This is a genomic window from Cupriavidus malaysiensis (genome assembly GCF_001854325.1).
Taxonomy (GTDB): domain Bacteria; phylum Pseudomonadota; class Gammaproteobacteria; order Burkholderiales; family Burkholderiaceae; genus Cupriavidus; species Cupriavidus malaysiensis.
Window position 1 is genome coordinate 3,479,479 of the sequence record NZ_CP017754.1, and the last position, 23,196, is coordinate 3,502,674.

Below are 23,196 nucleotides of genomic sequence, written 5' to 3' on the forward strand. Positions count from 1 at the left end.
GCATGGCCGAACAGGACCCCCGTACACCGCTGCCGCCCGTCGCGCCGACGCGCGCTGCCCCGCCCGCCTCCGTGCCGGCGCAACGCTATCCGCAACCGCTGTGGCCGCGCAACCTGCGCAACTGGACCATGGTCTGGTACCGCAACTTCATGGTGTGGAAGAAACTCGCCGTGCCGTCGATGATCGGCAACCTCGCCGACCCGATGATCTACCTGTTCGGCCTCGGACTCGGGCTGGGCATGCTGGTGGGGCACGTAAGCGGCGTTTCTTATATCGCCTTCCTCGCGGCCGGCACCACCGCCTCGAGCGTGATGATGTCGGCAAGCTTCGAGGCCATGTATTCAGCCTTCTCGCGCATGCACGTGCAGCGCACCTGGGAAGCCATCATGCACGCACCGTTGACGCTGGGCGACGTGGTCCTCGGCGAGATCGCCTGGGCGGCCAGCAAGGCGGTGCTGTCCGGCACGGCCATCATGCTGGTGGCGGGCGTCCTCGGCTATGCGCACTGGAGCGGCATGCTGCCCGCACTGGCGGTGATCGCCCTGGCCGGCCTGGCGTTCGCCGGCCTGGCGACGATCGTCACCGCGCTGGCGCCCAGCTATGACTTCTTCATGTTCTACCAGACCCTGGCCATGACGCCGATGCTGCTGCTGTCGGGCGTTTTCTTCCCGCTCGAGCAGTTGCCCAGCGCCGTGCAGGCGGCGGCCAAGGCCTTGCCGCTGGCGCACGCGGTGGCGCTGATCCGCCCGCTGCTGCTCGGCTGGCCGCTGCAAGGCGCCTGGCTGCATGTGGCGGTGCTGGCAGCCTACGCGCTGGCCGCCCTGCTGGTCTCGCTGATGCTGCTGCGCCGGCGCCTGCTGCGATGAAGGCGGCAGCAGCCACCCGGCCGCCGCGCGCGGCGCGCACCATGCTGGCGACCGCGTCCGCCATCCTTGCCGTCCTCGCCGTAGCGGGCATGTGCGGCTGCAGCGTGGTAGGCGCCACCGTCGCCGTAGGCAGCGCCGCGGTCTCGGCCGCGGCTACCGCCGGCTCGGCGGCGGTCAGCGTCGCCTCGACCGCGGTCAGCACCACCTATGACGTCGGCAAGGCCGGCGTCCAGGCCGTTTCGGGCAGCGGTAGCGACGCGCCCCGTTGAGCTGTGCGACTGCAGCCCGCCTGGCTTAGTCGCCGAGCCCGCGCAGCAGATCGGCCTTCAGGTCGGCCACGGACTCCAGGCCTACCGCCATGCGGATCAGGCCCTCGCCGATGCCGGCTGCCGCCTTGGCCTCCGGGCTCACGCGCGCATGCGTGGTGGTGTAGGGATGGGTCACCGTGGTGCGCGTATCGCCCAGGTTACCCGTGATCGAGCACAGCCGTGTGCTGTCGATCACGCGCCAGGCATTGGCGCGCTGCTGCTCCGGCGTATCGCCCTTCAGCTCGAAGGACACGATGGCGCCGCCGCCGCTCTGCTGGCGCTGGGCGATCTCATACTGCGGATGGGACTTCAGCGCCGGATGGTAGACGCGCGCCACGGCCGGATGGGATTCGAGGAATTCGGCCAGGGCCAGTGCGCTGGCGGAGTGCCGCTCCATGCGCAGCCCCAGCGTCTCCATGCCCTTGAGCAGTACCCAGGCGTTGAACGCCGACAGCGTCGGACCGGCGGTGCGCACGAAGGGGAATACCTTGCCCATGATGAAGTCGTGCTTGCCCAGCACGGCACCACCCAGCACGCGGCCCTGGCCGTCGATATGCTTGGTGGCCGAATGCACGACGATGTCGGCGCCGAAGCGGATCGGCTGCTGCAGCGCCGGCGAACAGAAGCAGTTGTCGACCACCAGGAGCGCGCCGGCGTTGTGGGCGATGTCGGCCACCGCAGCGATGTCCGCTACCTCGGTCAGCGGATTCGACGGCGTCTCGAGGAAAAACAGCTTGGTGCTGGGGCGCACCGCCGCCCGCCAGGCGGCGAGGTCGGTCGGATCGACGAAGGTGGTCTCGACGCCGAACTTGGCGAAGATATTCGAGAACAGCGTCATGGTCGAACCGAAGATCGCGCGCGAGCTGACCAGATGATCGCCAGCCTGCAGCGAAGACAGCACCACCGACAGGATCGCACTCATCCCCGATGCCGTGGCCATGCAGGCCTCGGCGCCCTCCAGCGCGGCCAGGCGTGACTGGAACATGCTGACGGTGGGATTGGTGAAGCGCGAGTAGGTGAAGCCCTCCTCGGAATTGGCGAAGCGCTCGGCGGCCTCGGCGGCGCTGTGGAAGCAGAAGCTGGAGGTCAGGTACATGGCCTCCGAATGCTCCATGAACTCGCTGCGCAGGGTGCCGGCGCGCACGCCAAGCGTATCGATGCCGAGGGAGTCGAGGGGGAGCGGTTCGTTCATGGTCTATGCGGCGCGGCGCGCGTTCCGTGGTTCGTTCGTGGTTCGGGCCGCCGCAGGCCGGCGGCCATGCAAAAAAGCCCGTTCGATCGGGTGGCCGAATCGACGGGCTGCATGAGGTGCGGGTGTTCTGGATGAGTGCCGGGCCTGGCGCCGCGGCGGGATGCCGGCGGGTGTCGTGCCTGCTCTGCACAACCGCCCTGCGGCGCTCCGCTTTAGCTGTTTCGGGCCTGGGCACGGAGAGCGCGGCTCCCCGACCGATTCCCCCGCCTGCCGGCAGGGCCCGCGTCCGCAAGCTGACAATCAAATCGACGCCCGGCCATGTTACGGCCGGGCCCGGTGTTCGTCAACGCGTGCGGGGCCGCCCGTGCTTACTCGTTGCCGCCGGAACGCTGCAGGTGCAGTTGCGAGCGCTCGGTTTCCCCGGTGCCCTCACGGTCGGCCTGGCTGCGCGCCGTTTCCAGCCGCGTCAGGTAGGCTTCGTCGATGTCGCCGGTGATGTAGCGCCCATCGAAGCAGGAGGCATCGAAGTCCTTCAGCGCCGGATTGATGTCGCGCACGGCCTGCTTCATCGCTTCCACGTCCTGGTAGACCAGCTGGTCGGCGCCGATGATGCGCGCGATCTCTTCGTGGGTGCGGTTGTGCGCCACCAGCTCGCCGCGGGTGGGCATGTCGATGCCGTACACGTTGGGGAACTTCACCGGCGGCGCGGCCGAGGCGAAGATCACCTTGTTGGCGCCGGCGTCGCGGGCCATCTGCACGATCTCGAACGAAGTGGTGCCGCGCACGATGGAATCGTCGACGATCAGCACGTTCTTGCCCTTGAACTCCACGCCCATCGCGTTGAGCTTCTGGCGCACCGACTTCTTGCGCACTGCCTGGCCGGGCATGATGAAGGTGCGGCCGACATAGCGGTTCTTGAAGAAGCCTTCGCGATAGCCGACGCCCAGCTTGTTGGCCACCTGCATGGCGGCCGGACGGCTTGAGTCGGGGATCGGCATCACCACGTCAATGTCGCCGGCCGACACCTCGCGGCGGATCTTCTCGGCCAGGTAGTCACCCATGCGCAGGCGGGCATCATAGACGGGCACGCCATCGATGCACGAATCCGGGCGCGCCAGGTAGACGTACTCGAAGATGCAGGAGTTCAGCAGCGGATTGTCGGCGCACTGCTTGCTGTGAAGCTTGCCGTCGAGGTCGATGAAGATCGCCTCGCCAGGCGCCACGTCGCGCTCCAGGCGGTAGCCGATGCCTTCCAGCGCCACCGACTCGGATGCCACCATCCATTCCTTGCCGCTCGGCGTATCGACGCTGCCCAGGCACAGCGGACGGATGCCGAAGGGGTCGCGCACGGCCAGCATGCCGTAGCCGGCGATCTGCGCGGCGATGGCATAGGAGCCGCGCACGCGCCGGTGCATGCCGGCCACCGCGGTGAAGATGGTGTCCGGGGCCAGCGAGGTGCCATTGCTGGCGCGCTGCAGCTCGTCGGCCAGCACGTTGAGCAGCACCTCGGTATCCGAATGCGTGTTGATATGGCGGCGGTCGCGGCGGAACATCTCCTCGCGCAACTGCTGCCAGTTGGTCAGGTTGCCGTTGTGCGCCAGGATGATGCCGTACGGCGCGTTGACGTAGAACGGCTGCGCCTCCTCCTCGCTGGAGGCCGAGCCGGCCGTCGGGTAGCGTACCTGGCCGATGCCGGCCAGGCCGGGCAGGCTGCGCATATTGCGCGTACGGAACACATCGCGCACCAGGCCGTTGGCCTTGTGCATGTGGAACGTACTGCCGTTGGCCGTGGCAATGCCTGCGGCATCCTGTCCGCGATGCTGCAGCAGCAACAGGCTGTCGTAAATCAATTGGTTGACGGGCGTGGAGGACACCACACCGACGATACCGCACATGCCAGACTCCCAGGGAAGGCGTTTTCAATCAGAGGCGCGGGCCCGCCCCATGGCGGCGCCAGCGAATAAACCGTTGCGAGGCCGGCGCGTCCCGGAGCGGCATCCCGCCCCGCGTCGCGCTGCGCTCATGTCTTCACGTACTTGGCGATCTCCGGCGGCAACCAGGGCCGCAGCGAATCCATGGCCTCCACCACATAGGGCCGCGACACGGCGTCGCGCCAGAAAGCCTCTTCCGGCAGCTTGGTCAGGCCTGCCAGGGTCACCACGAACATCACCACCAGCGCGCCGCGCAGCAGGCCGAACACCAGCCCCAGGCCACGGTCGGCCGGCTTCAGCCCGGTTCGCTCCATCAACTGGCCCAGCAGCGTCGCCGCCAGCGCGGCCGCGATCACCGTGCCGATGAACAGCACCACGAAACCGAGCGCCTCGCGCGCCAGCGCACCGCCCGGCACCGACTCCGGCACCCACTGCGCGGCGGTGGGCGCATAGTGATAGGCCACCCAGAACGCAACCACCCAGCCGATCAGGGCCAGCACCTCGCGCACCAGGCCACGCAGCACGCCGACCAGCCCGGAAGCGATCAGGATGAAGGCGACGCCGTAATCGAAAAAAGTCGGTTGCATGGTGACGGGCCCGGAAGGCCGTGCTTCACTGTTCGACGACCTTGCCTTGCAGGCCGGCCGCTGTCACCTTGCGTGCCGCCGCGTCCGCTGCATCGCGGTCGGAGAACGGCCCGGCACGCAGCAACACGCGCTCGCCGTCGGCAAAGGTCTTCTTCTCCACATAGGCCGGCACCTTGCCGGCCTTCAGCTTGGCCACCCAGTTCCTGGCCTTGTCCTCGGAGGCAAAGGCGCCGATCAGCACCAGGTACTTGCCACTGCCCTGCGCCTTGGCGTCGGCGCTCTTCTGCGCGGACGGCTGCGGCTGGTCGGCCGCCTTGGCAGCCGTCCTGTCCACCGTCTTGTCGGCGGCCTTGTCCGGCGTGGTTCCCTGCGGCCTGGCCGATGCATCCGGCACGATTTCCTCGCCCGCGTCGAGCGCCTGCTGCGCATCGGCCTTGGCCGACGGCGGCAGCGGATCCGCCTTGCGCGCCTCGACCCGCGGCTTCTGCTTGCCGCCCTGCCCGTTGGCCACGTTGACGCTGACGTCGTCCGACACGGGCCGCGGCTTGGTCTCGAACACGATGGGCAGCAGGATCACGGCCGCCACCATCAGCACCACCGCGCCGATCAGGCGCCGGCGCGCGCGCTGCTTCTGGGGGAATTCGGGATCCAGCGTGTCGTCCGTGTACTCCTCCGCCAGACGCCGCGACGAGGCGATGCCTGCACCCGGGTCCGGACGTGAGCGGCGCGAACGCTCGGGAGCCGGGTCATTGCCCTTGCGGGCGGTAAACAGCGAAAGCAGGCCCATAGATTGGTTCGGTGCGGCGGCGGGCGCAGCCACGCCGCTGTGTTTGCCGTTCCCTGCCGTCAGTTCGCCTGCGTGGCGCGGTAAGCCATCACGCCGGCGACGGTGTAGAACGATCCGAAGACCAGAATTCTATCATTCTCGGTCGCTCTCTCGATGGCGTCGCGGTAAGCCGCCTCGGGGCTGGAAAAACAGGCCGCTGTGGCGTCCGGGCCGGGCCGGAAACCGCCCGCCTCCAGCGCCCCGAGCAGGTCCTGCGCGGAGGCGGCACGCTCGGTCGGCAGGTCGCACAGGCACCAGTGATCGACCTTGTCCGCGACGTGGTGCAGCACGCCGGCGATATCCTTGTCGGCCATCGCGCCGAATACCGCGTAGGTGTAGCGGAAGAAGCCCATATTCTCCAGGTTCTGCCCCAGCGTGGCGGCGGCATGAGGATTGTGCGCCACGTCCAGGATCACCGCCGGGCGGCCCGCCAGCACCTGGAAGCGCCCGGGCAGTTCGACGAAGGCCAGGCCGTTGCGCACGTCCTGGGCACTGACCGGCAGGCGCGGCCGCATCGCCTGCAGGGCCGCCAGCGCGGCCGAGGCGTTGAGCAGCTGGTTGGCACCGCGCAATGCCGGATAGCCAAGGCCGCTCAGCTTGCGCCCGCCACCCTGCCAGTCCCACTGCTGGCGTTCCTGCCCCTTGGCGGCGTGGAAGCCGAAGTCGCGCCCGGCCAGCCACAGTTCGGCGCCGATGGCCTCGGCATGCTCGAGCAGGGACTGGGGCGGTACCGGATCGCCGCAGATGGCCGGCGCGCCGGGACGGAAGATGCCGGCTTTCTCGAAGCCGATCGCCTCGCGGGTGCTGCCAAGGTATTGTGTGTGGTCGATGTCCACGCTGGTGACGATGGCGCAGTCGGCATCGATGATATTGACCGCATCGAGACGGCCGCCGAGCCCCACCTCGAGCACGATGGCGTCCAGCCCCGCCTCGGCGAAGGCGTGGATGATGGCCAGCGTGGTGAACTCGAAATAGGTCAGGCTCACCGGATCGGCGAAGCTGTTGCGCGCACGCTCGACCGCCTCGAAGTGCGGCAGCAATTGCGCGTCGCTGAGCATCTCCCCGCCGATGCGCGCACGCTCATTGAATGAAATCAGGTGGGGCGAGGTATGGCAGCCGACCTTGTAGCCGGCTTCCAGCAGGATGCGCTCCAGCATGGCGCAGGTCGACCCCTTGCCATTGGTGCCGCCCACCGTGAACACCACGGCGTCGATGCGCAGGCCCAGCGCCTCCTTGACGCGGGTGATGCGGGTCAGCCCCATGTCGATGCCGACCGGGTGGGCGGTCTCGAGATGAGCCAGCCATTCGGGAAGGGTGTGGAAGATGGGCATGATGGCAATGCGGCGCCCGTCGGGGCAGGCGCCAGGAGCTAGGGTTCTATCGGAATCGGGCCGGTGCTGCGGCGGGCCCTGGCGCGGGTGCCGCGCCTTGCCTGCGAGGTGGAGGCGGAGAATGGAGCCTTCAACGGCATGCCGGCGGCAGGCCCCGCTTCCCCAGCATAGGCCAGCCGGCAAACCGCCGCGGGCCGCTGCCGCCGCACCAAGCAAAAGGCGCGGACATGGTCCGCGCCCTGGTCCTGCACGGGTGCCGCTCAGGCCACCGCGTCGGCCGGCTGCTTCTGCAGCAGTGCCAGCAGCTGCGCCAGTTCGTCGCGCATCTTGCGGCGGTCGACGATCATGTCGATGGCGCCCTTCTGCAACAGGAACTCGGCGCGCTGGAAGCCTTCCGGCAGCTTTTCGCGCACGGTCTGCTCGATCACGCGCGGACCGGCGAAGCCGATCAGCGCCTTGGGCTCCGCGATCACGACGTCGCCCAGGAAGGCGAAGCTCGCGGACACGCCGCCCATGGTCGGGTCGGTCAGCACGCTGATGAACGGCAGCTTGGCGGCCGACAACTGGTTCAGCATCGAGGTCGTCTTCGCCATCTGCATCAGCGACAGCAGGCTCTCCTGCATGCGCGCGCCACCGGTGGCGGTGATACAGATGAACGGCACCTTCTGCTCGAGGGCGGCCTGCGCGCCGCGCACGAAGCGCTCGCCCACCACCGAGCCCATGGAACCGCCCATGAACTCGAATTCGAAGCAGGCCACGACCACCGGCAGCGTGTGGATCGCACCGCCGACGACGACCATCGCATCGGTCTCGCCGGTATCGTCCATGGCGGCCTTGATGCGATCCGGATACTTCTTGGTGTCCTTGAACTTCAGGGCATCGACCGGCACGATCTCCTGGCCGATCTCATAGCGGCCCTCGGCATCGAGCAGCCCGTCCAGGCGCGCGCGCGCGCGGATGCGCATGTGGTGGTCGCACTTGGGGCAGACGTGCAGGTTGGCCTCGACGTCGGTGCGGTACAGCACCGATTCGCACGACGGGCACTTGACCCACAGCCCTTCCGGAATGCCCTTGCGGGTGGAGGGGTCGGTCTGTTGAATCTTGGGAGGCAGGAGTTTATCCAACCAGCTCATGAAAGCTCCTTTCGGATGGCTGCCGAGCGCCGCGCACGACACGAAAGTCAGGCGCGGCGGCAGGCAACGGACACACGGCCCGGGTTCGGGCCGGGCGCGGGCTCAGCAGGGAATCAGGCCGCGAATTTATCATGCCGGGCGCATGCCCCCGAAGCAAAACCGCTTGCAGGTGAAATATGCGCCACAAAACACACCAGAGCAGCCGCCCCCTGCGTCACTTTCAGGCGTCCAGCGCCTGGCGTATCTCCGCGATGAAGGCACGCAGCGATTCTACCGCCTGCTCGCGCGGAGCATCCTCCAGCAACTGCACCAGGCGGCTGCCGATCACCACAGCGTCGGCGACGCTGCTGATGGCCCGCGCGGTCTGTGCATCGCGGATGCCGAAACCCACTCCCACCGGCAGCTTGGCGTGCTGCTTGATCAGGGGAATGCGCGCGGCCACGCTGTCGAGGTCGAGCGCGCCCGAACCGGTCACGCCCTTGAGCGAGACGTAGTACAGATAGCCGCTGGCGATGCGCGCCACCGCCTCGATGCGGTCGTCAGTGGAGGTCGGTGCCAGCAGGAAGATCGGGTCGATGCCGTTGGCGCGCATCAGCGCAGCGAAATCGCCGCACTCCTCGGGCGGATAGTCCACCACCAGCACGCCGTCGACGCCGGCCTCGTGCGCAGCGCGTGCGAAGGCTTCCTCGCCCATGCGCTCGATCGGGTTGGCATAGCCCATCAGCACCACCGGCGTGGTCGTGTCGGTGCGGCGGAATTCGGTCACCCAGGCCAGCACCTTGGCCAGCGTCACGCCATGGGCCAGCGCGCGCTCGGAGGCGCGCTGGATCACGGGACCGTCGGCCATCGGATCGGAGAACGGCACACCCAGCTCGATCACGTCGGCACCGCCCGCGACCAGCGCGTGCATCAGTGCCACCGTCAGGCCGGGTTCGGGGTCGCCGGCGGTGATGAAGGGAATCAGGCCCTTCTTCTGCTGCGCGGCCAGCGCCGCGAAAGTCGTTTGGATTCGGGACATGGTCAGGACATCAGATTGGGCAGCGGCGCCTGGGTCGCGGCGCCGGCGGTCTCGTCCGCTTCGGCGCCGCCGGCGGCTGCCGGGGTTGGGGTCGGTGGCGCGGCATCGTCCTGCGACGGCGCCGGAGCCAGCGGCTCGGCCGTCGCCACGCGCGCGCGCGCCACGTGCACATACTGCGGGTTGATCTCGAAGCCGACGAAACGCCGGCCGTGACGCGCACATGCCACCGCGGTGGTGCCGCTGCCGGTGAAGGGATCCAGCACCAGACCGCCCGGCGGGCAGCTCGACAGCACCATGCGCTCGACGATCTCCAGCGGCTTCTGCGTGGGATGGTCCGCCCGCTCGGGATCCTGGCGGTGGATGCGCGAAATGCTCCACAGGTCCTTGGGGTTGTAGCCCACCTCCAGCCACTTCTTGCCTTCGAAGCGGGGCCGGCTGCGCGCCTTCTTGGTCTCGGGGTCGTAGGGAATACGGACCGGATCGAGATCGAAGTAGTAGTCGCGCTGCCGGGCGAAGAAGCCGATGTTGTCGTGCACCGAGGAGAACTTGCGCGTGGTGCCGCCCATGCTGGGCACGCGGCGGTCCCAGATGATCTCGTTGATCATCGTCAGGCGCTGCTTGAGCATCACGAACAGCTCCGGCGAATACTGCCAGGTGCAGAAGATGTAGAGCGACCCGCGCGGCGCCAGCTTCGGGCAGACGGCATCCATCCAGCGCTCGGCCCATTCCAGGTAGGCCTGGCCCGAGAGGCGGTCGGAGTCGTTGCCGTAGTCCTTGCCGAGGCCGTATGGCGGATCGGCGACGACCAGGTCGACCGAGCCGTCGGGCAGCCGCGCGATGCCGTCCAGCACGTCTTCCTGGAACAGCAGCGCGGGCATGCCGCCGGGCACGGTCAGGTCGATGCCATCATCGTCGGCACCACCGCCGGCAGCTTCCGCGGGAGGCAGTGCGCGCATCAGAGCTCGATTCCCGAACGTTCTGCCACGGTGTGCATATCCTTGTCGCCGCGGCCGGACAGGTTCACCAGCAGCAGCTTGTCGCGCGACAGCGTGGGGGCGAGCTTGCAGGCGTAGGCAATGGCATGGCTCGACTCCAGCGCGGGGATGATGCCCTCGATGCGGCAGCAATCATGGAATGCCTTGAGCGCTTCCTCGTCGGTGATGCCGACGTACTCCGCACGGCCGGCGTCCTTGAGCCAGGCGTGCTCGGGGCCGACGCCCGGGTAGTCGAGGCCGGCCGAGACGGAGTGCGTCTCGATGATCTGGCCGTCGGCATCCTGCAGCAGGTAGGTGCGGTTGCCGTGCAGCACGCCCGGCGAACCGCCGATCAGCGAAGCCGCGTGGCGACCCGTCTCGATCCCGTCGCCGGCCGCCTCCACGCCGATCAGCTTGACGTCGGCATGTTCGATGTACGGATAGAAAATGCCCATCGCATTGGAACCGCCACCCACGCAGGCGATCACGGCATCGGGCTGGCGTCCGGCCAGCTCGGGCATCTGCACCTTGGCTTCCTCGCCGATCACGCACTGGAAATCGCGCACCATCATCGGATAGGGGTGCGGCCCCGCCACCGTGCCGATAATGTAGAAGGTGTTCTCGACATTGGTGACCCAGTCGCGCATGGCCTCGTTGAGGGCATCCTTCAGGGTCTTGGAGCCGCTCTCCACCGGCACCACCGAAGCGCCCAGCAGCTTCATGCGGTAGACGTTGGCGGCCTGGCGCTTGACGTCCTCCGAGCCCATGTAGACCACGCATTCCATGCCGAAGCGCGCGGCGATGGTGGCGGTGGCGACGCCGTGCTGGCCGGCGCCGGTCTCGGCGATCACGCGCGGCTTGCCCATGCGCTTGGCCAGCAGGGCCTGGCCGATCACATTGTTGATCTTGTGCGCGCCGGTGTGGTTCAGGTCTTCGCGCTTGAAGTAGATCTGGGCGCCGCCGAGTTGCTCGCTCCAACGCTGCGCGTGATAGATCGGCGAGGGACGGCCGACGAAGTGCTTGAGTTCGCGGCGGAATTCCGCGTCGAATTCAGGATCCTTCTGGTAATGCGCATAGGCTTCGCGCAGTTCGTCGAGCGCGTGGACCAGCGTTTCGGAGACGAAGGAACCGCCATAGGGACCGAAATGGCCGCGGGAATCGGGCAGGTCGTACATGGTTTGACTCATTTGTGTGGCGCGCTCGCGGCGGCACGGTAGCGGAGCGGTCCGCCTGCGGGCCGGCGCGGGAGCGCGGAATCGGATCGTCGTGGCAAGGTGAAGCGCCGGGCGCGGAGGCAGCAGCGAAGCGCTGCGCTCAACTCGCGTCGGCGGCGCGTACCGCGCGCACGAACTCGGCAATGCGGGCGTGATCCTTCACACCCTTGGCAGCTTCCACGCCGCTGCTGACATCGACAGCGTAGGGCCGCACGCGCTCAATCGCGCCAGCGACGTTTTGCGCGCTCAACCCACCACTCAAAACGATGCGAGGAGCGGCGCTTGCGCTGGTGACCGGCCGATTGGCCGTGGAGCCGGTTGTGGGTGGAAGCCATGCCTGGGGAATCAGGGTCCAGTCGAAGACGTGGCCGCCGCCGCCATAGCCCTCAATGAAGGCGTCGAGCAGCAGCGCTGCGGCGTCATGATATTGATCGGCGAATTCTACCAAATCGAGGCCCGGCCGCACGCGTGCCGCGCGCAGATAAGGCAAGCGGCAGCGCCGCGCGATGTCCTGGCAGGCCTGCGGCGTCTCGTCGCCGTGGAACTGCAGCAGGCTGAGCGGCACCCGCTCCGCCACATGGGCCACCTCCTCGGCGCTGGCATTGACGAACAGCCCCACCACCGAGACGAAGGCGCCGGCGGCTTCGGCCAGGGCAGCGGCCTGCGCGATCTCCACGTAGCGCGGGCTGGCCGGATAGAAGACCAGGCCGATGGCGTCGGCGCCGGCATCGACGGCAGCCTGCACGTCCGCCTCGCGCGTCAGGCCGCAGATCTTGATACGGGTGCGGCCGGGCCGGGTTTCAGGCGCAGTCATCGGCAAAGACTCCGTGGAACAGGCTGGCGGACGAATCCGCAGCGGGGATGCGGAAGGCCTCAGGATACTTCACGTCGGCCAGGTACAGCCCGTCCGGCATGAAGGTCGGCGCGGCGCACTTGCGGTCACGGCTGGCCAGCACTTCCGCCATCCAGCCGGCGGGGTAGCGGCCACGCCCCACGGCGACCAGGCAGCCCATCAGGTTGCGCACCATGTGGTGCAGGAAGGCGCTGGCGCGGAAACGCAGGAACACCCAGTCATCATGATCACGCACCGTCACATCGTACATGGTCTTGACGGGGGACTTGGCCTGGCACTCGGCGGCCCGGAAGGCGGAGAAATCGTGCTCGCCAAGCAGGCAGGCCGCGGCCTCCCGCATGGCGGCGGCATCGAGCCGCTGTCCCGGTGGCAGCATCAGGTAGCCGGCGCGGCCGTGCACCAGCGGCACCCGGTGCGGACCGGTGTACAGCGCGTAGAAGTACATGCGCTCATGCGCCAGGAAGCGCGCATGGAAACCATCGTCCACCGCCTGCGCCCACTGCAGCGCGATCGATGGCGGCAGGAAGGCATTGATCCCGCGCACCCAGGAGAACGGCTCGCGCGCGAGTTCCGTGTCGAGGTGGATCACCTGGCCCAGCGCATGCACGCCGGCGTCGGTACGACCCGCGACCGTGGTCTGCAAGCGCGTGCCGGCGAACTGTTCGATGGCATCCTCGAGACGGTCCTGCACCGTGTTGCGGTGCGGCTGGGACTGCCAGCCGGAGAAGGCCGTGCCGTCATACTGCAGGCCAAGGGCGATTCGGGTCATAGCGTGGGCGCGGGCGCCGGCGCCGCGCGCGGCGGCATCGGACCGCCGCCGGCGCGCCCGACAACCGGGCTGGCGGCGGGCGAGTGGCGGGCATTCAATGCAAAAGCGCCGGAAGCGGCGCTTCCGGCGCATGGCGTCGCGCACCCCTGCGGGGCGCGCCTCGCGGCAATGATATCAGGCAACCTGCCGCAGCAGCGTGCGCGCCTCGGACTGCAGCGGCTCGCTCGACTGGTCGACGACCTCCTGCAGCAGTTCGCGCGCGCCCTCCTTGTCACCGATCTCGATATAGGCGCGGGCCAGGTCGAACTTGATCTGCATGTCACGGCTGCCGTCGCTGCCGTCGGCAGCCATGGTGCTGACGGCCAGCCCCGGCGTGCTGTCCGAGATGTGCTCGGAGGTCACCCGCGTCAGATCGATGGGCTCAGCCAGGACGCCATTGCGGATCATGGTCGGCGCCGGCAGCGGCAGCGAGGCCTCGGCCTGTGCGTCGACCTCGGCCGGGCCGCCCAGGTCGAGCGAGAGATCGGACATGTCGAAGGACAGCGGGCGGGTCTGCGCGCCCAGTGCAGGCGCGGCGACGTGCACATCATCCTGTTGCACGCCATCGTGCGAAGCCGGCAGGTCCAGTTCGATCACGTCGTCGAGACGCATGATGGGCTCGGCGGACTGGGCATCGCCGAACACCATCGTGGCCGACTCAGGTGCCGTGAGCGGCACGCCGGGTGCCGGCGCGGGGAAGGCATCGAGGGGCAGCGCCAGGTCGGCCAGGGCCGCCTCGCGCGGCGGAGCCGCCGGATCCAGCAGCGGATCGCGGGTGCGCCACTCATCGCCGGGCCGGGTCTGCTGCGCGTCGCCGGCCGGGTATTCGCCGTCCGCATCCGGCGTCACCGGAAGATAGAGCGCGTTGGACGGATCCATGCGCCTGCCCATTTCCGCTGCCTGCGTCCATTCCGCGCCGTGCCCGCCCGTCTGGGCGAACATTTCCTCTGCCATCACTCGAAAACCTTCCACATCCTGTCGATTGTTGTAAATCTCCAGCAGCTTCAGGCGGATCGCCTGACGCTCCGGATTCTGCTGCAGCGCCTCGCGCAGGATTTCCTCGGCCTGCACGTCGCGGCCGTAGGCGATATAGACATCGGCCTCGGCGATCGGGTCGACCTCATTGGCTTCGGCGGCATTGTTGCCGATGCGGAAGTCGGCACCGAACACGCTGTGCTGCGAGGTATCGACGCTTTGCCCGCCGGCGCTGCCGAACAAGGAGTTGGCGCCTCCCATCACCGTGCTTTCCTGCGACAGGATGCTGTCGCCGAAGCCGTCTCCCTCGGCCACCTTCTGCTGGCGGCGGCGCCGATAGACCGCATAGCCGCCCAGCAGGGCCACCAGCACGCCGAGGCCCGGCAGCGTGGTGGGATTGGCCAGCAGATCATCGAGGAAGGACGGCTGCGGCACAGGCTCGACCTGCACGGGCGGCACCCGCTTGGCAGCCACCGCCGAGGCGGCGCCAGGTTGGGCTGCCGCCGGCGCCGACGCCGCGGCAGCCAGCGGTGCAGAGGCACCCACCGACGCTGCCGGCGCAGACGCCGCCGCGGCGGCCACTGCGCTGGCCCCGCCAGCTGCGGCGGCGGAGGCAGAGGCCGCGGCGCTCGACGCCGCCATGGCAGCCGCGGCAGCCACGGCCGGCGCGTCGGGCTTGGCCGCTTGCGCCTGCACCACCGCTGGCGCCGGTGCCGGCTTCGCCGCCGTGGCAGCCGACGCGCCGCCCTTCGGCTGACCCAGCCGCGCGATCTCGGCGTTCTTCAGTTCGAGCAGGTGCTGCATGTCGGAGATGTTCTTCTCCAACTGCGTCAGGCGGGCCTCGGCCTCCTTCAACTGGCGCGCCTTGGCGACATTGGCCTCCGCCTCGGCATTGGCTGCCTGGGCGCCGCGCTCGGGCTTGCTCAGCCTGAGCTCGTCGCGCGTGCCGGCCGCAGCCTCCGCTTCCTGCACGCGGGCGGTCACGCTGCCGGCCTGCTGGCGGCCGTCCGCAGGAGCGACCGACTTGGCGGCAGCGGCCGCCGCCAGGCGGCTGCGATAGGCGTCGAAACCGCGTGTGCGGGCCACCACTTCGTGCCGCGCGGCCTGGCGGCCGACCGACTGGGCCTGCCCGGCGCTCGGCACGGTCAGCACGGCACCGCTGCGCAGGCGGTTCATGCTGCCGCCGATGAAGGCGTCGGGGTTGTTGCGATAGAGCGCTACCAGCATCTGGTCCAGCGAGACGTCTTCCTGTCCCTGCACGGCCTCGCTGGCGATACCGTAGAGCGTGTCGCCGCTGCGTACCGTATAGCTGTCGCCCCTGGCTGCCGGCGCGGTGGCCGAAGCATGGCCCGGGCGCTGCGGGCGTGCCGGCGCCGGACGGGACGGCTGCGCCGCCCCCGTGGCAGCGGGCGCGGCGGCTGCGGCACCCGGGGCGGCCGCGCCCGGTACGGCGGCAGGCGGCGCATCCGGCGTGGCGGCCTGCACTACTGTCGGGGAGAAGCTCTCCGGCCCCGACTTGGCGCCGGCCGGATCGAGCAGGAAGGTGTAGGCACGCGAGACGCGGCCGCTCGACCAGTTCAGGTCGACCAGGATGTCCATGAACGGTTCGCTGATCGGCTGGTTCGAGCGCAGGCGCGCCACAAAGCCACCATCCGGCCGGCGCTCCATCTGCAGGCGCAGGCTGCCGACCGCCGGCAGATAGTTCAGGCCGGCGCGCGCATAGGCGTCCGGGGAAGCCAGCTTGACGCTGAGGCTGTCGGCCTCCTCGGCCGTCACCCCGCTGATGTCGATCTCGGCCTGGAGCGGCTGCCCCAGGTTGGACTGTACCCGCAATTGCCCGAACCCCGCGGCATGACCGACCTGCGCGCACAGCAGACCGATTGCCGCGATGGCCAGCGTTGACCAGCGCTGACGGGCGATAGGCGCATCTTTCCGGCGATGTAGGTTCACACTCACCTTGTGCTCCCTTGTGTTTGTGTTCTGAAACAGAATCTGACGAAACGACAATGCCGGCAATGACTTAGGTCTACCCTCAAGGCTGTCGCCCGGTGCCGGGCCCACGGGCCGGACATGCGCGCCTTCCGCCCCCGCAGCCGGCGCATGCCGCGCTGTATTGTGACCCAAGCCCTTGTAAAAATGGGTATCGGATGCGACAACGCCGCGCGGGTGCGCGGCGTGGCGGGAATGGGCGACGCAATGTGTTGCCTGTGTGCAACGCATTGCGCCATCCACCCCGGCCGTCGGAAACGAGGCCGGGGCGGACGGAAATGCGGTCCGCTGGTGACCAGCCCTCGATCAGGACTCGATCAGGATGCGCAGCATGCGGCGCAGCGGCTCGGCAGCGCCCCACAGCAGCTGGTCACCGACGGTGAAGGCCGACAGGTACTCGCCGCCCATCTGCATCTTGCGCAGGCGGCCGACCGGAATGGTCAGCGTGCCGGTCACGGCGGCCGGCGTCAGGTCCGTCATGCTGGCCTCGCGCGTGTTCGGCACCACCTTGGCCCACTGGTTGTTGGCGGCCAGCATGCCTTCGATCTCGTCGAGCGGCACGTCCTTCTTCAGCTTGATGGTCAGCGCCTGCGAATGGCAGCGCATGGCGCCGATGCGCACGCACAGGCCATCGACTGCGATCGGCGCGGCGCCGGTCGCGCCGAGGAAGCCCTCGCCACGGCCCAGGATCTTGTTGGTCTCGGCGCCGCCCTTCCACTCTTCGCGCGACACACCGTTGCCCAGGTCCTTGTCGATCCAGGGAATCAGGTTGCCGGCCAGCGGCACGCCGAACTGCTTGGTCTCGTCGGCGGACAGGCCATGCTGGGTGGCGAGGATGGTGCGGTCGATCTCGAGGATGGCCGAGGCAGGATCATCCAGCAGCGGCTTGACCGCGGCATTGAGCGTGCCGAACTGGGTCAGCAGCTCGCGCATGTGCTGCGCGCCGCCGCCCGAAGCCGCCTGGTAGGTCATGGAGGTCATCCACTCGACCAGGTCGTGCTGGAACAGGCCGCCCAGGCCCATCAGCATGCAGCTCACGGTGCAGTTGCCGCCGATGAAATTCTTCACGCCCTTGGACAGCGCATCCTTGATCACACCGAGGTTGACCGGATCCAGCACGATGATGGCATCGTCTTTCATGCGCAGCGACGAAGCCGCGTCGATCCAGTAGCCCTTCCAGCCCGCCGCGCGCAGCTTGGGGAAGACCTCGTTGGTATAGTCCCCGCCCTGGGCGGTCAGGATCACGTCGCACTGCTTCAGCGCTTCGATGTCGTTCGCGTCCTTGAGCGTGGTTTCATTCTTCGCCATCGCGGGCGCCTTGCCGCCGGCATTGGACGTGCTGAAGAAAATGGGCTCGATATGGTCGAAGTCACCCTCTTGCTGCATGCGCTGCATCAGCACGCTGCCGACCATACCCCGCCAACCGACGAGACCTACATTCATGACAAACCTCGGATGTGATTGAAACTTCCCCGCTCTTTCCTCGCCCGGCGTGGCTGCGCGGGGAAGACGAGCAGGCACGACGAACGATCTAGGCGATCGCTTTTTTGGTAATGGTTTTAATCGTCGTTGCGGTGATCTGCTGGCCGCGCGAATCCATGCCGGCCGTACCGCGGGTAGCGGGGGCAGCGATGACAGTCAGGGTGAACTGGGAGATTCGGGGCATTCGGCTAGTCTACACGAATTTGCGGCAGCGCCGCACGCGGGAAAACGGGGACAAAACAAAGAAAAAAGGCAGGAAACACAAAGAAAGGCGCCGCAAGCAGCGCCCTTCCCGTCACTCAACTTACAGCGCGGCCATCACGGCCTGGCCCATCTCGGCGGTGCCGACCTGCTTGCAGCCCGGGGTCAGGATGTCGCCGGTGCGATAGCCCTGCGCCAGCACCTTCTTGACGGCGTTCTCGATGCGGTCGGCCTGCTCGGCACGATTCAGCGAATAGCGCAGCATCATCGCCGCCGACAGGATGGTAGCAAGCGGATTGGCGATGCCCTTGCCGGCAATGTCGGGCGCCGAGCCGTGCGAGGGTTCGTACAGGCCCTTGTTGTCGGCGTCCAGCGAGGCCGACGGCAGCATGCCGATCGAGCCCGTCAGCATGGCCGCCTCATCCGACAGGATGTCGCCGAACATATTGCCGGTGACGATCACGTCGAAGCTCTTGGGCGCCTTGACCAGTTGCATCGCGGCGTTGTCGACATACATGTGCGACAGCTCGACCTGCGGATACTCCTTGTGCACATCGGTGACGATGTCCTTCCAGAACTGGAAGGTCTCGAGCACATTGGCCTTGTCCACGCTGCACAGCTTCTTGCCGCGCTTGGCGGCGGCCTGGAACGCCACGTGGGCGATGCGGCGGATCTCCGGCTCGCTGTAGCGCATGGTGTCGAAGCCCTCGCGCTGGCCCTTGAACAGGCCGTCCGGCGCCTCGCGCACGCCGCGCGGCTGGCCGAAGTAGATGTCACCGTTGAGCTCGCGCACGATCAGGATATCCAGGCCGGCCACCAGTTCGGGCTTCAGGCTGGATGCGCCGGTCAGCTCGGGATAGCAGATGGCCGGGCGGAAGTTGGCGAACAGCTGCAGGTGCTTGCGCAGGCCCAGGATGGCCTGCTCGGGACGCAGTGCGCGCTCCAGCGTGTCGTACTTCCAGTCGCCCACGGCGCCGAACAGGATGGCATCGGCCTCCTTGGCCAGCTTGAGCGTGGCTTCCGGCAGCGGATGGCCCGCGGCTTCATAGCCGGCGCCCCCCACGGGCGCCGTTTCCATTTCGAACTTCTCGTCGAGGGCGTTCAGCACCTTGACGGCCTGTTCGACGATCTCCGGACCGATGCCGTCACCCGGCAGGACTGCGATTTTCATGCTGTTGGTCTTCCTCGTTGTGCTGGCGGGCCGCAATCAGCCGACCAGGCGGTTGTTCAGCCACGGCATCTTGGCCACGCGCTCGGCCTCGAAGGCCTTGATCTTGTCGGCATGGCGCAGGGTCAGGCCGATATCGTCGAAGCCGTTCAGCATGCAGTACTTGCGGAACGGCGCGACGTCGAACTCGAAGGCGGCCCCGCCCGGCGTCAGCACGACCTGCTTATCCAGGTCGATGGTCAGCTGGTAGCCGCCGAAGGCGTTGGTCTCGTGGAACAGCTGGTCGACCTGGGCCTCGGACAGCGCCACCGGCAGCAGCCCGTTCTTGTAGCAGTTATTGAAGAAGATATCGGCAAAGCTCGGCGCGATCACGGCGCGGAAGCCGTACTGCGTCAGCGCCCACGGCGCATGCTCGCGCGAGCTGCCACAGCCGAAGTTGCGGCGCGCCAGCAGGATCGACGCGCCCTGGTAGCGTTGCTGGTTCAGCACGAAGTCGGGGTTCAGCGGGCGCTTGCTGTTGTCCTGGCCCGGCTCGCCCACATCCTTGTAGCGCCACTCGTCGAACAGGTTGGGACCGAAGCCGGTGCGCTTGATCGACTTCAGGAACTGCTTCGGGATGATGGCGTCGGTGTCGACGTTCTCGCGGTCCAGGGGCGCCACGAGGCCGCTGTGTACGATGAACTTTTCCATGGTTGGCTTCTTCCTTACTTCTTCGCCGCGTTCTCGAGCGAACGGCCGGCGGCCTGCGTGTCCTTGCCCATGCCCGCGATGGTGTTGCAGCCGGCCAGCTGGATCAGGCCGACGCAGACGAGCGACGCGAGCAGGGTCCTTGTGATGATGCGCATGGTGCGGCGGCCCCTCAGGCCAGCTTGCGCACGTCGACGAAGTGGCCTTCGATGGCGGCGGCCGCGGCCATCGCCGGGCTCACCAGGTGGGTGCGCCCGCCGGCGCCCTGGCGGCCTTCGAAGTTGCGGTTCGAGGTCGAGGCGCAGCGTTCGCCCGCATCGAGGCGGTCGGCGTTCATGGCCAGGCACATCGAGCAGCCCGGTTCGCGCCACTCGAAGCCCGCCGCCTTGAAGATCTTGTCCAGCCCTTCGCGCTCGGCCTGCTCCTTGACCAGGCCCGAGCCCGGCACCACCATCGCCAGCTTCACGTTGGCGGCGACCTTGCGGCCCAGCTTCTGCACCACCCAGGCGGCGGCGCGCATGTCTTCGATGCGGCTGTTGGTGCAGGAACCGATGAAGACCTTGTCGATCTTGATGCTGTCGACCGGCACGTTGGGCTGCAGGCCCATGTACTCGAGCGCGCGCTCCATCGCGTTGCGCTTGTTCGGATCCTTTTCCTTGTCCGGGTCCGGCACGCGATCCTCGATGCTGATCACCATTTCGGGCGAGGTGCCCCAGGTGACCTGCGGGCGCACGTCCTCGGCGCGCAGCTCGACCACCTGGTCGAAGTGGGCACCGGCGTCCGAATGCAGCGTGCGCCAGTAGCGCACGGCCTGCTCCCACTCCACGCCCTGCGGCGCATAGGGACGGCCCTTGACGTATTCCAGCGTGACGTCGTCCACCGCCACCAGCCCGGCGCGCGCGCCGGCCTCGATAGCCATGTTGCAGACGGTCATGCGGCCTTCCATGGTCAGGTCGCGGATGGCCGAGCCGGCGAACTCGATGGTGTAGCCGGTACCGCCCGCGGTGCCGATCCGGCCGATCACGGCCAGCACGATGTCCTTGGCGGTGCAGCCGCGCGGCAGCTTGCCTTCCACCTTGACCAGCATGTTCTTGGCCTTCTTGCCCAGCAGCGTCTGCGTGGCCAGCACGTGCTCGACCTCGGAGGTGCCGATGCCGTGCGCCAGCGCGCCGAAGGCGCCGTGGGTACTGGTGTGCGAATCGCCGCAGACCACGGTCATGCCGGGCAGCGTGGCGCCCTGCTCCGGCCCGATCACGTGGACGATGCCCTGGCGATGGTCGTTCATCTTGAACTGCGTGATGCCATAGGCGTCGCAGTTCGCGTCGAGCGTATCGACCTGCAGCTTGGAGACCGGATCCGCGATACCCTGGCTGCGATCGGTGGTCGGCACGTTGTGGTCCGACACGGCCAGGTTCGCGCTGATGCGCCAGACCGGACGCTGGGCCATCTTCAGGCCCTCGAACGCCTGCGGGCTGGTCACTTCGTGCAGCAGGTGGCGGTCGATGTAGAGCAGCGTGGTGCCGTCTTCCTCGACGTGGACGGCGTGGTCATCCCAGAGTTTGTCGTAGAGCGTCTTGGCCATGATGCGGGGGCGGAGCATCGCCTTGCGGTCACGAGGACGGCGCCAGGCGCGTACTTCCGCGGATTGTGGTTTGCGGGGAGGTTTCGCGGCAAATGCGGGCAGAAACCTGCGGGAACCGGCAGGAACTGCGGCTTGCTGCGATTGCTTGACTTCGCAACAAATTATGCCACAGGGGGTAGATGGCGCCGGCCGACAAGTGCCAGATGGCGCACCCGCGATGTGATGTGATTGGCGAAAGGGGGCTTTCGCGGTTGGCGAAAAGGGGCGGCAGCGGCAGCGTATCGTCGCGCGAGCGGTGTGCTCCCCTCTCCCGGGGCCGGGGGTGAGGGCCGGCGCTGGCTGGGCGTGACGCGCTGGATAACACCAGTGGCTTCGTCCTTGCACTGGCGTGCTGGACGACACCAACGGCGTCGTCTTTGCCTCCGCGTGCCGGACAACACCGACGGCTTCGTCACGCGTGGCGCCTTGCTAGACCCCCCCTCTCCCCCACCCTCTCCGGCCTGAACACCCGTGCGGGGAGAGGGAGCCAAGACATCCTGCTTGGCCAGCGGTGTTGGCGCACCGGCCGCGCCCGCTCACCGCATGGGCATACACCGCCTTACCCGCCCAGGTACGCCTTCTTGATGCTGTCGTTCGCCAGCAGGTTCTCGCCGCTGTCGGCCAGCACCACGCGGCCGGTCTCCAGGACGTAGCCGCGGTCGGCCACGTGCAGTGCCTTGTTGGCGTTCTGCTCGACCAGGAAGACGGTCACGCCTTCGTCGCGGATGGCGCGGATGATGTCGAAGATCTGGGCGATGACCAGCGGGGCCAGCCCCAGGGTCGGTTCGTCCAGCAGCAGCAGGCGCGGGCGGCTCATCAGCGCGCGGCCGATCGCCAGCATCTGCTGCTCGCCGCCCGACATGGTGCCGGCGCGCTGGGTGGCGCGCTGGTTCAGCCGCGGGAACAGCTTGAACACATGCTCGATGCCCGCCTCGATCTCCTGCCGGTTGGCGAAGAAGCCGCCCATCTGCAGATTTTCCAGCACGGTCAGGCTGGGGAAGACGCGCCGCCCTTCCGGCGAGATGGCCATGCCCAGGCGCATGATCTCGTGCGTCGGCATGCGCGTGATGTCGCGGCCTTCGAACAGCACGCGGCCGCTTGAGGCGCGCGGCGAGCCGCACACCGTCATCATCAGCGTGGTCTTGCCGGCGCCGTTGCTGCCGATCAGGGTGACGATCTCACCTTTGTTGACTTCGATCGACACGCCCGACAGCGCCTCGACGGCGCCATAGTGGGTGTGGACCTTTTCCAGCTTCAGCATCAGTCCTCTCCCAGGTAGGCCTTGATCACGCGCGGGTCGTTGCGCACGGCTTCGGGCTTGCCGATCACGATCGGCCGCCCGTGCTCCATCACGAGGATGCGGTCGGACACGCCCATCACCAGGCTCATGTCGTGCTCGATCAGCAGCACGGCAATGCCGAACTCGCGGCGCAGGCTGTCGATCAGGTGCTGCAGCTCGATCTTCTCCTGCGGGTTCAGGCCGGCCGCCGGCTCGTCCAGCATCAGCAGGCGCGGCTTGGTGATCATGCAGCGCGCGATCTCCAGGCGGCGCTGGTGGCCGTAGGACAGCGTGCCGGCCTCGCGGTTGGCGACCTGGGTCAGCTCCATGCGCTCCAGCCAGTACGCGGCACGCTCCAGCGCCTCGCGCTCGGCGCGGCGGTAGGCCGGGGTGGCGAACAGGCCGTGCAGCAGGCCGCTCTTGACCTGCATGTGCTGGGCCACCATCAGGTTCTCCACCACGGTCAATTGCTTGAACAGGCGGATGTTCTGGAAGGTGCGCACCAGGCCCTTGCGCGCCACCATGTGGCTGGGCAGGCCGGCGATGCCATGGCCGTCCAGCACCACCTTGCCCGCGGTCGGCTTGTAGAAACCGCCCACGCAGTTGAACACGGTGGTCTTGCCGGCGCCGTTGGGGCCGATGATGGCGAAGACCTCGTCGCGGCGCACGTCGAAGTCGATGCCGTCGACGGCCAGCAGGCCGCCGAAGCGCATCTGCAGGCCGGATACCTGCAGCAGTTCGTTGGATTGCATG

22 protein-coding genes are annotated in these 23,196 nt (G+C 67.9%); 2 read left to right on the plus strand and 20 right to left on the minus strand.

All coding sequences use genetic code 11. From position 1 onward, the window contains the following. Positions 1-2: 2 nt before the first annotated feature. Complete coding sequence (locus tag BKK80_RS15750) at positions 3-866, plus strand: ABC transporter permease (RefSeq protein ID WP_071014334.1); 864 nt, start codon at positions 3-5, stop codon at positions 864-866. Next, a complete protein-coding gene (locus tag BKK80_RS15755) occupies positions 863-1,135 on the plus strand; it encodes a hypothetical protein (RefSeq protein WP_232346226.1) in 273 nt (90 codons plus the stop codon). Before BKK80_RS15750 ends, BKK80_RS15755 begins: the two co-directional genes overlap by 4 nt. Positions 1,136-1,160: 25 nt before the next feature. On the opposite strand, the gene BKK80_RS15760 is transcribed toward BKK80_RS15755, so the two are convergent. From BKK80_RS15760 to livG, 20 genes are all read right to left on the minus strand, one after another. Beyond that, positions 1,161-2,366 (minus strand): O-succinylhomoserine sulfhydrylase, encoded by a 1,206-nt coding sequence (locus BKK80_RS15760; RefSeq protein WP_071014337.1) that lies wholly within the window; start codon positions 2,364-2,366, stop codon positions 1,161-1,163. 368 nt (positions 2,367-2,734) lie between these two features. Next, positions 2,735-4,261, minus strand: coding sequence for an amidophosphoribosyltransferase (gene purF / locus BKK80_RS15765; protein ID WP_071038121.1), 1,527 nt, complete (start codon positions 4,259-4,261; stop codon positions 2,735-2,737). A 125-nt stretch (positions 4,262-4,386) separates the two neighbouring features. After that, positions 4,387-4,884, minus strand: coding sequence for a CvpA family protein (locus BKK80_RS15770; protein WP_071014342.1), 498 nt, complete (start codon positions 4,882-4,884; stop codon positions 4,387-4,389). Between the two features lie 25 nt (positions 4,885-4,909). Beyond that, the gene (locus tag BKK80_RS15775; protein WP_071070168.1) at positions 4,910-5,671 is read right to left on the minus strand and encodes an SPOR domain-containing protein; all 762 of its coding nucleotides are present in this window, start codon (positions 5,669-5,671) and stop codon (positions 4,910-4,912) included. Between the two features lie 59 nt (positions 5,672-5,730). Next, a complete protein-coding gene (folC, locus tag BKK80_RS15780) occupies positions 5,731-7,041 on the minus strand; it encodes a bifunctional tetrahydrofolate synthase/dihydrofolate synthase (protein ID WP_071014347.1) in 1,311 nt (436 codons plus the stop codon). Between the two features lie 260 nt (positions 7,042-7,301). After that, the gene (gene accD, locus BKK80_RS15785; RefSeq protein ID WP_071014351.1) at positions 7,302-8,174 is read right to left on the minus strand and encodes an acetyl-CoA carboxylase, carboxyltransferase subunit beta; all 873 of its coding nucleotides are present in this window, start codon (positions 8,172-8,174) and stop codon (positions 7,302-7,304) included. Positions 8,175-8,394: 220 nt separating this feature from the next. Then, positions 8,395-9,192 carry a tryptophan synthase subunit alpha gene (gene trpA / locus BKK80_RS15790; protein ID WP_071014354.1) on the minus strand — a complete coding sequence of 266 codons (798 nt, stop codon included), beginning with the start codon at positions 9,190-9,192 and terminating at the stop codon, positions 8,395-8,397. 2 nt (positions 9,193-9,194) lie between these two features. After that, positions 9,195-10,148, minus strand: a complete 954-nt coding sequence (locus tag BKK80_RS15795; protein ID WP_071014357.1) for a DNA-methyltransferase — start codon at positions 10,146-10,148, stop codon at positions 9,195-9,197. Beyond that, entirely contained in the window at positions 10,148-11,341 is a 1,194-nt protein-coding gene (gene trpB, locus BKK80_RS15800) for a tryptophan synthase subunit beta (RefSeq protein WP_071070170.1), read from the minus strand. The genes BKK80_RS15795 and trpB overlap by 1 nt, the downstream gene beginning before the upstream one ends. A gap of 139 nt (positions 11,342-11,480) precedes the next feature. Then, positions 11,481-12,194, minus strand: a complete 714-nt coding sequence (locus BKK80_RS15805; RefSeq protein ID WP_071014362.1) for a phosphoribosylanthranilate isomerase — start codon at positions 12,192-12,194, stop codon at positions 11,481-11,483. Continuing rightward, a complete protein-coding gene (gene truA / locus BKK80_RS15810) occupies positions 12,181-13,002 on the minus strand; it encodes a tRNA pseudouridine(38-40) synthase TruA (RefSeq protein ID WP_071014365.1) in 822 nt (273 codons plus the stop codon). Before truA ends, BKK80_RS15805 begins: the two co-directional genes overlap by 14 nt. Before the next feature lie 174 nt (positions 13,003-13,176). After that, positions 13,177-15,972 carry a motility hub landmark protein FimV gene (locus BKK80_RS15815; protein ID WP_071070172.1) on the minus strand — a complete coding sequence of 932 codons (2,796 nt, stop codon included), beginning with the start codon at positions 15,970-15,972 and terminating at the stop codon, positions 13,177-13,179. Between the two features lie 339 nt (positions 15,973-16,311). Further along, positions 16,312-17,448, minus strand: a complete 1,137-nt coding sequence (asd, locus tag BKK80_RS15820) for an aspartate-semialdehyde dehydrogenase (protein ID WP_071038118.1) — start codon at positions 17,446-17,448, stop codon at positions 16,312-16,314. Between the two features lie 88 nt (positions 17,449-17,536). Next, entirely contained in the window at positions 17,537-17,671 is a 135-nt protein-coding gene (locus BKK80_RS37765) for a hypothetical protein (protein WP_257786731.1), read from the minus strand. A 120-nt stretch (positions 17,672-17,791) separates the two neighbouring features. After that, positions 17,792-18,859 carry a 3-isopropylmalate dehydrogenase gene (leuB, locus tag BKK80_RS15825; RefSeq protein ID WP_071070173.1) on the minus strand — a complete coding sequence of 356 codons (1,068 nt, stop codon included), beginning with the start codon at positions 18,857-18,859 and terminating at the stop codon, positions 17,792-17,794. 36 nt (positions 18,860-18,895) lie between these two features. Then, a complete protein-coding gene (gene leuD, locus BKK80_RS15830) occupies positions 18,896-19,546 on the minus strand; it encodes a 3-isopropylmalate dehydratase small subunit (RefSeq protein ID WP_071014374.1) in 651 nt (216 codons plus the stop codon). 14 nt (positions 19,547-19,560) lie between these two features. Beyond that, positions 19,561-19,701: an entericidin A/B family lipoprotein gene (locus BKK80_RS15835; protein ID WP_197523927.1), complete on the minus strand. Its 141-nt coding sequence runs from the start codon at positions 19,699-19,701 to the stop codon at positions 19,561-19,563. Positions 19,702-19,715: 14 nt separating this feature from the next. Continuing rightward, entirely contained in the window at positions 19,716-21,125 is a 1,410-nt protein-coding gene (leuC, locus tag BKK80_RS15840; protein WP_071014377.1) for a 3-isopropylmalate dehydratase large subunit, read from the minus strand. Positions 21,126-21,723: 598 nt separating this feature from the next. Beyond that, positions 21,724-22,425 (minus strand): ABC transporter ATP-binding protein, encoded by a 702-nt coding sequence (locus BKK80_RS15845; RefSeq protein WP_071014379.1) that lies wholly within the window; start codon positions 22,423-22,425, stop codon positions 21,724-21,726. Beyond that, positions 22,425-23,195 carry a high-affinity branched-chain amino acid ABC transporter ATP-binding protein LivG gene (gene livG / locus BKK80_RS15850; RefSeq protein WP_071016504.1) on the minus strand — a complete coding sequence of 257 codons (771 nt, stop codon included), beginning with the start codon at positions 23,193-23,195 and terminating at the stop codon, positions 22,425-22,427. The genes BKK80_RS15845 and livG overlap by 1 nt, the downstream gene beginning before the upstream one ends. Between the last annotated feature and the right edge of the window lies 1 nt (position 23,196).

Excerpts from the sequence above, each read along its gene's own strand:
- BKK80_RS15760 (WP_071014337.1), bottom strand. The coding sequence starts at position 2,366 with ATGAACGAACCGCTCCCCCTCGACTCCCTCGGCATCGATACGCTTGGC.
- BKK80_RS15835 (WP_197523927.1), bottom strand. The coding sequence starts at position 19,701 with ATGCGCATCATCACAAGGACCCTGCTCGCGTCGCTCGTCTGCGTCGGC.
- trpB (WP_071070170.1), bottom strand. The coding sequence starts at position 11,341 with ATGTACGACCTGCCCGATTCCCGCGGCCATTTCGGTCCCTATGGCGGT.
- accD (WP_071014351.1), bottom strand. The coding sequence starts at position 8,174 with ATGAGCTGGTTGGATAAACTCCTGCCTCCCAAGATTCAACAGACCGAC.
- truA (WP_071014365.1), bottom strand. The coding sequence starts at position 13,002 with ATGACCCGAATCGCCCTTGGCCTGCAGTATGACGGCACGGCCTTCTCC.
- BKK80_RS15770 (WP_071014342.1), bottom strand. The coding sequence starts at position 4,884 with ATGCAACCGACTTTTTTCGATTACGGCGTCGCCTTCATCCTGATCGCT.
- BKK80_RS37765 (WP_257786731.1), bottom strand. The coding sequence starts at position 17,671 with ATGCCCCGAATCTCCCAGTTCACCCTGACTGTCATCGCTGCCCCCGCT.
- leuB (WP_071070173.1), bottom strand. The coding sequence starts at position 18,859 with ATGAAAATCGCAGTCCTGCCGGGTGACGGCATCGGTCCGGAGATCGTC.
- folC (WP_071014347.1), bottom strand. The coding sequence starts at position 7,041 with ATGCCCATCTTCCACACCCTTCCCGAATGGCTGGCTCATCTCGAGACC.
- BKK80_RS15795 (WP_071014357.1), bottom strand. The coding sequence starts at position 10,148 with ATGCGCGCACTGCCTCCCGCGGAAGCTGCCGGCGGTGGTGCCGACGAT.
- livG (WP_071016504.1), bottom strand. The coding sequence starts at position 23,195 with ATGCAATCCAACGAACTGCTGCAGGTATCCGGCCTGCAGATGCGCTTC.
- BKK80_RS15845 (WP_071014379.1), bottom strand. The coding sequence starts at position 22,425 with ATGCTGAAGCTGGAAAAGGTCCACACCCACTATGGCGCCGTCGAGGCG.
- asd (WP_071038118.1), bottom strand. The coding sequence starts at position 17,448 with ATGAATGTAGGTCTCGTCGGTTGGCGGGGTATGGTCGGCAGCGTGCTG.
- leuC (WP_071014377.1), bottom strand. The coding sequence starts at position 21,125 with ATGGCCAAGACGCTCTACGACAAACTCTGGGATGACCACGCCGTCCAC.
- BKK80_RS15775 (WP_071070168.1), bottom strand. The coding sequence starts at position 5,671 with ATGGGCCTGCTTTCGCTGTTTACCGCCCGCAAGGGCAATGACCCGGCT.
- BKK80_RS15755 (WP_232346226.1), top strand. The coding sequence starts at position 863 with ATGAAGGCGGCAGCAGCCACCCGGCCGCCGCGCGCGGCGCGCACCATG.
- purF (WP_071038121.1), bottom strand. The coding sequence starts at position 4,261 with ATGTGCGGTATCGTCGGTGTGGTGTCCTCCACGCCCGTCAACCAATTG.
- BKK80_RS15805 (WP_071014362.1), bottom strand. The coding sequence starts at position 12,194 with ATGACTGCGCCTGAAACCCGGCCCGGCCGCACCCGTATCAAGATCTGC.
- trpA (WP_071014354.1), bottom strand. The coding sequence starts at position 9,192 with ATGTCCCGAATCCAAACGACTTTCGCGGCGCTGGCCGCGCAGCAGAAG.
- leuD (WP_071014374.1), bottom strand. The coding sequence starts at position 19,546 with ATGGAAAAGTTCATCGTACACAGCGGCCTCGTGGCGCCCCTGGACCGC.
- BKK80_RS15750 (WP_071014334.1), top strand. The coding sequence starts at position 3 with ATGGCCGAACAGGACCCCCGTACACCGCTGCCGCCCGTCGCGCCGACG.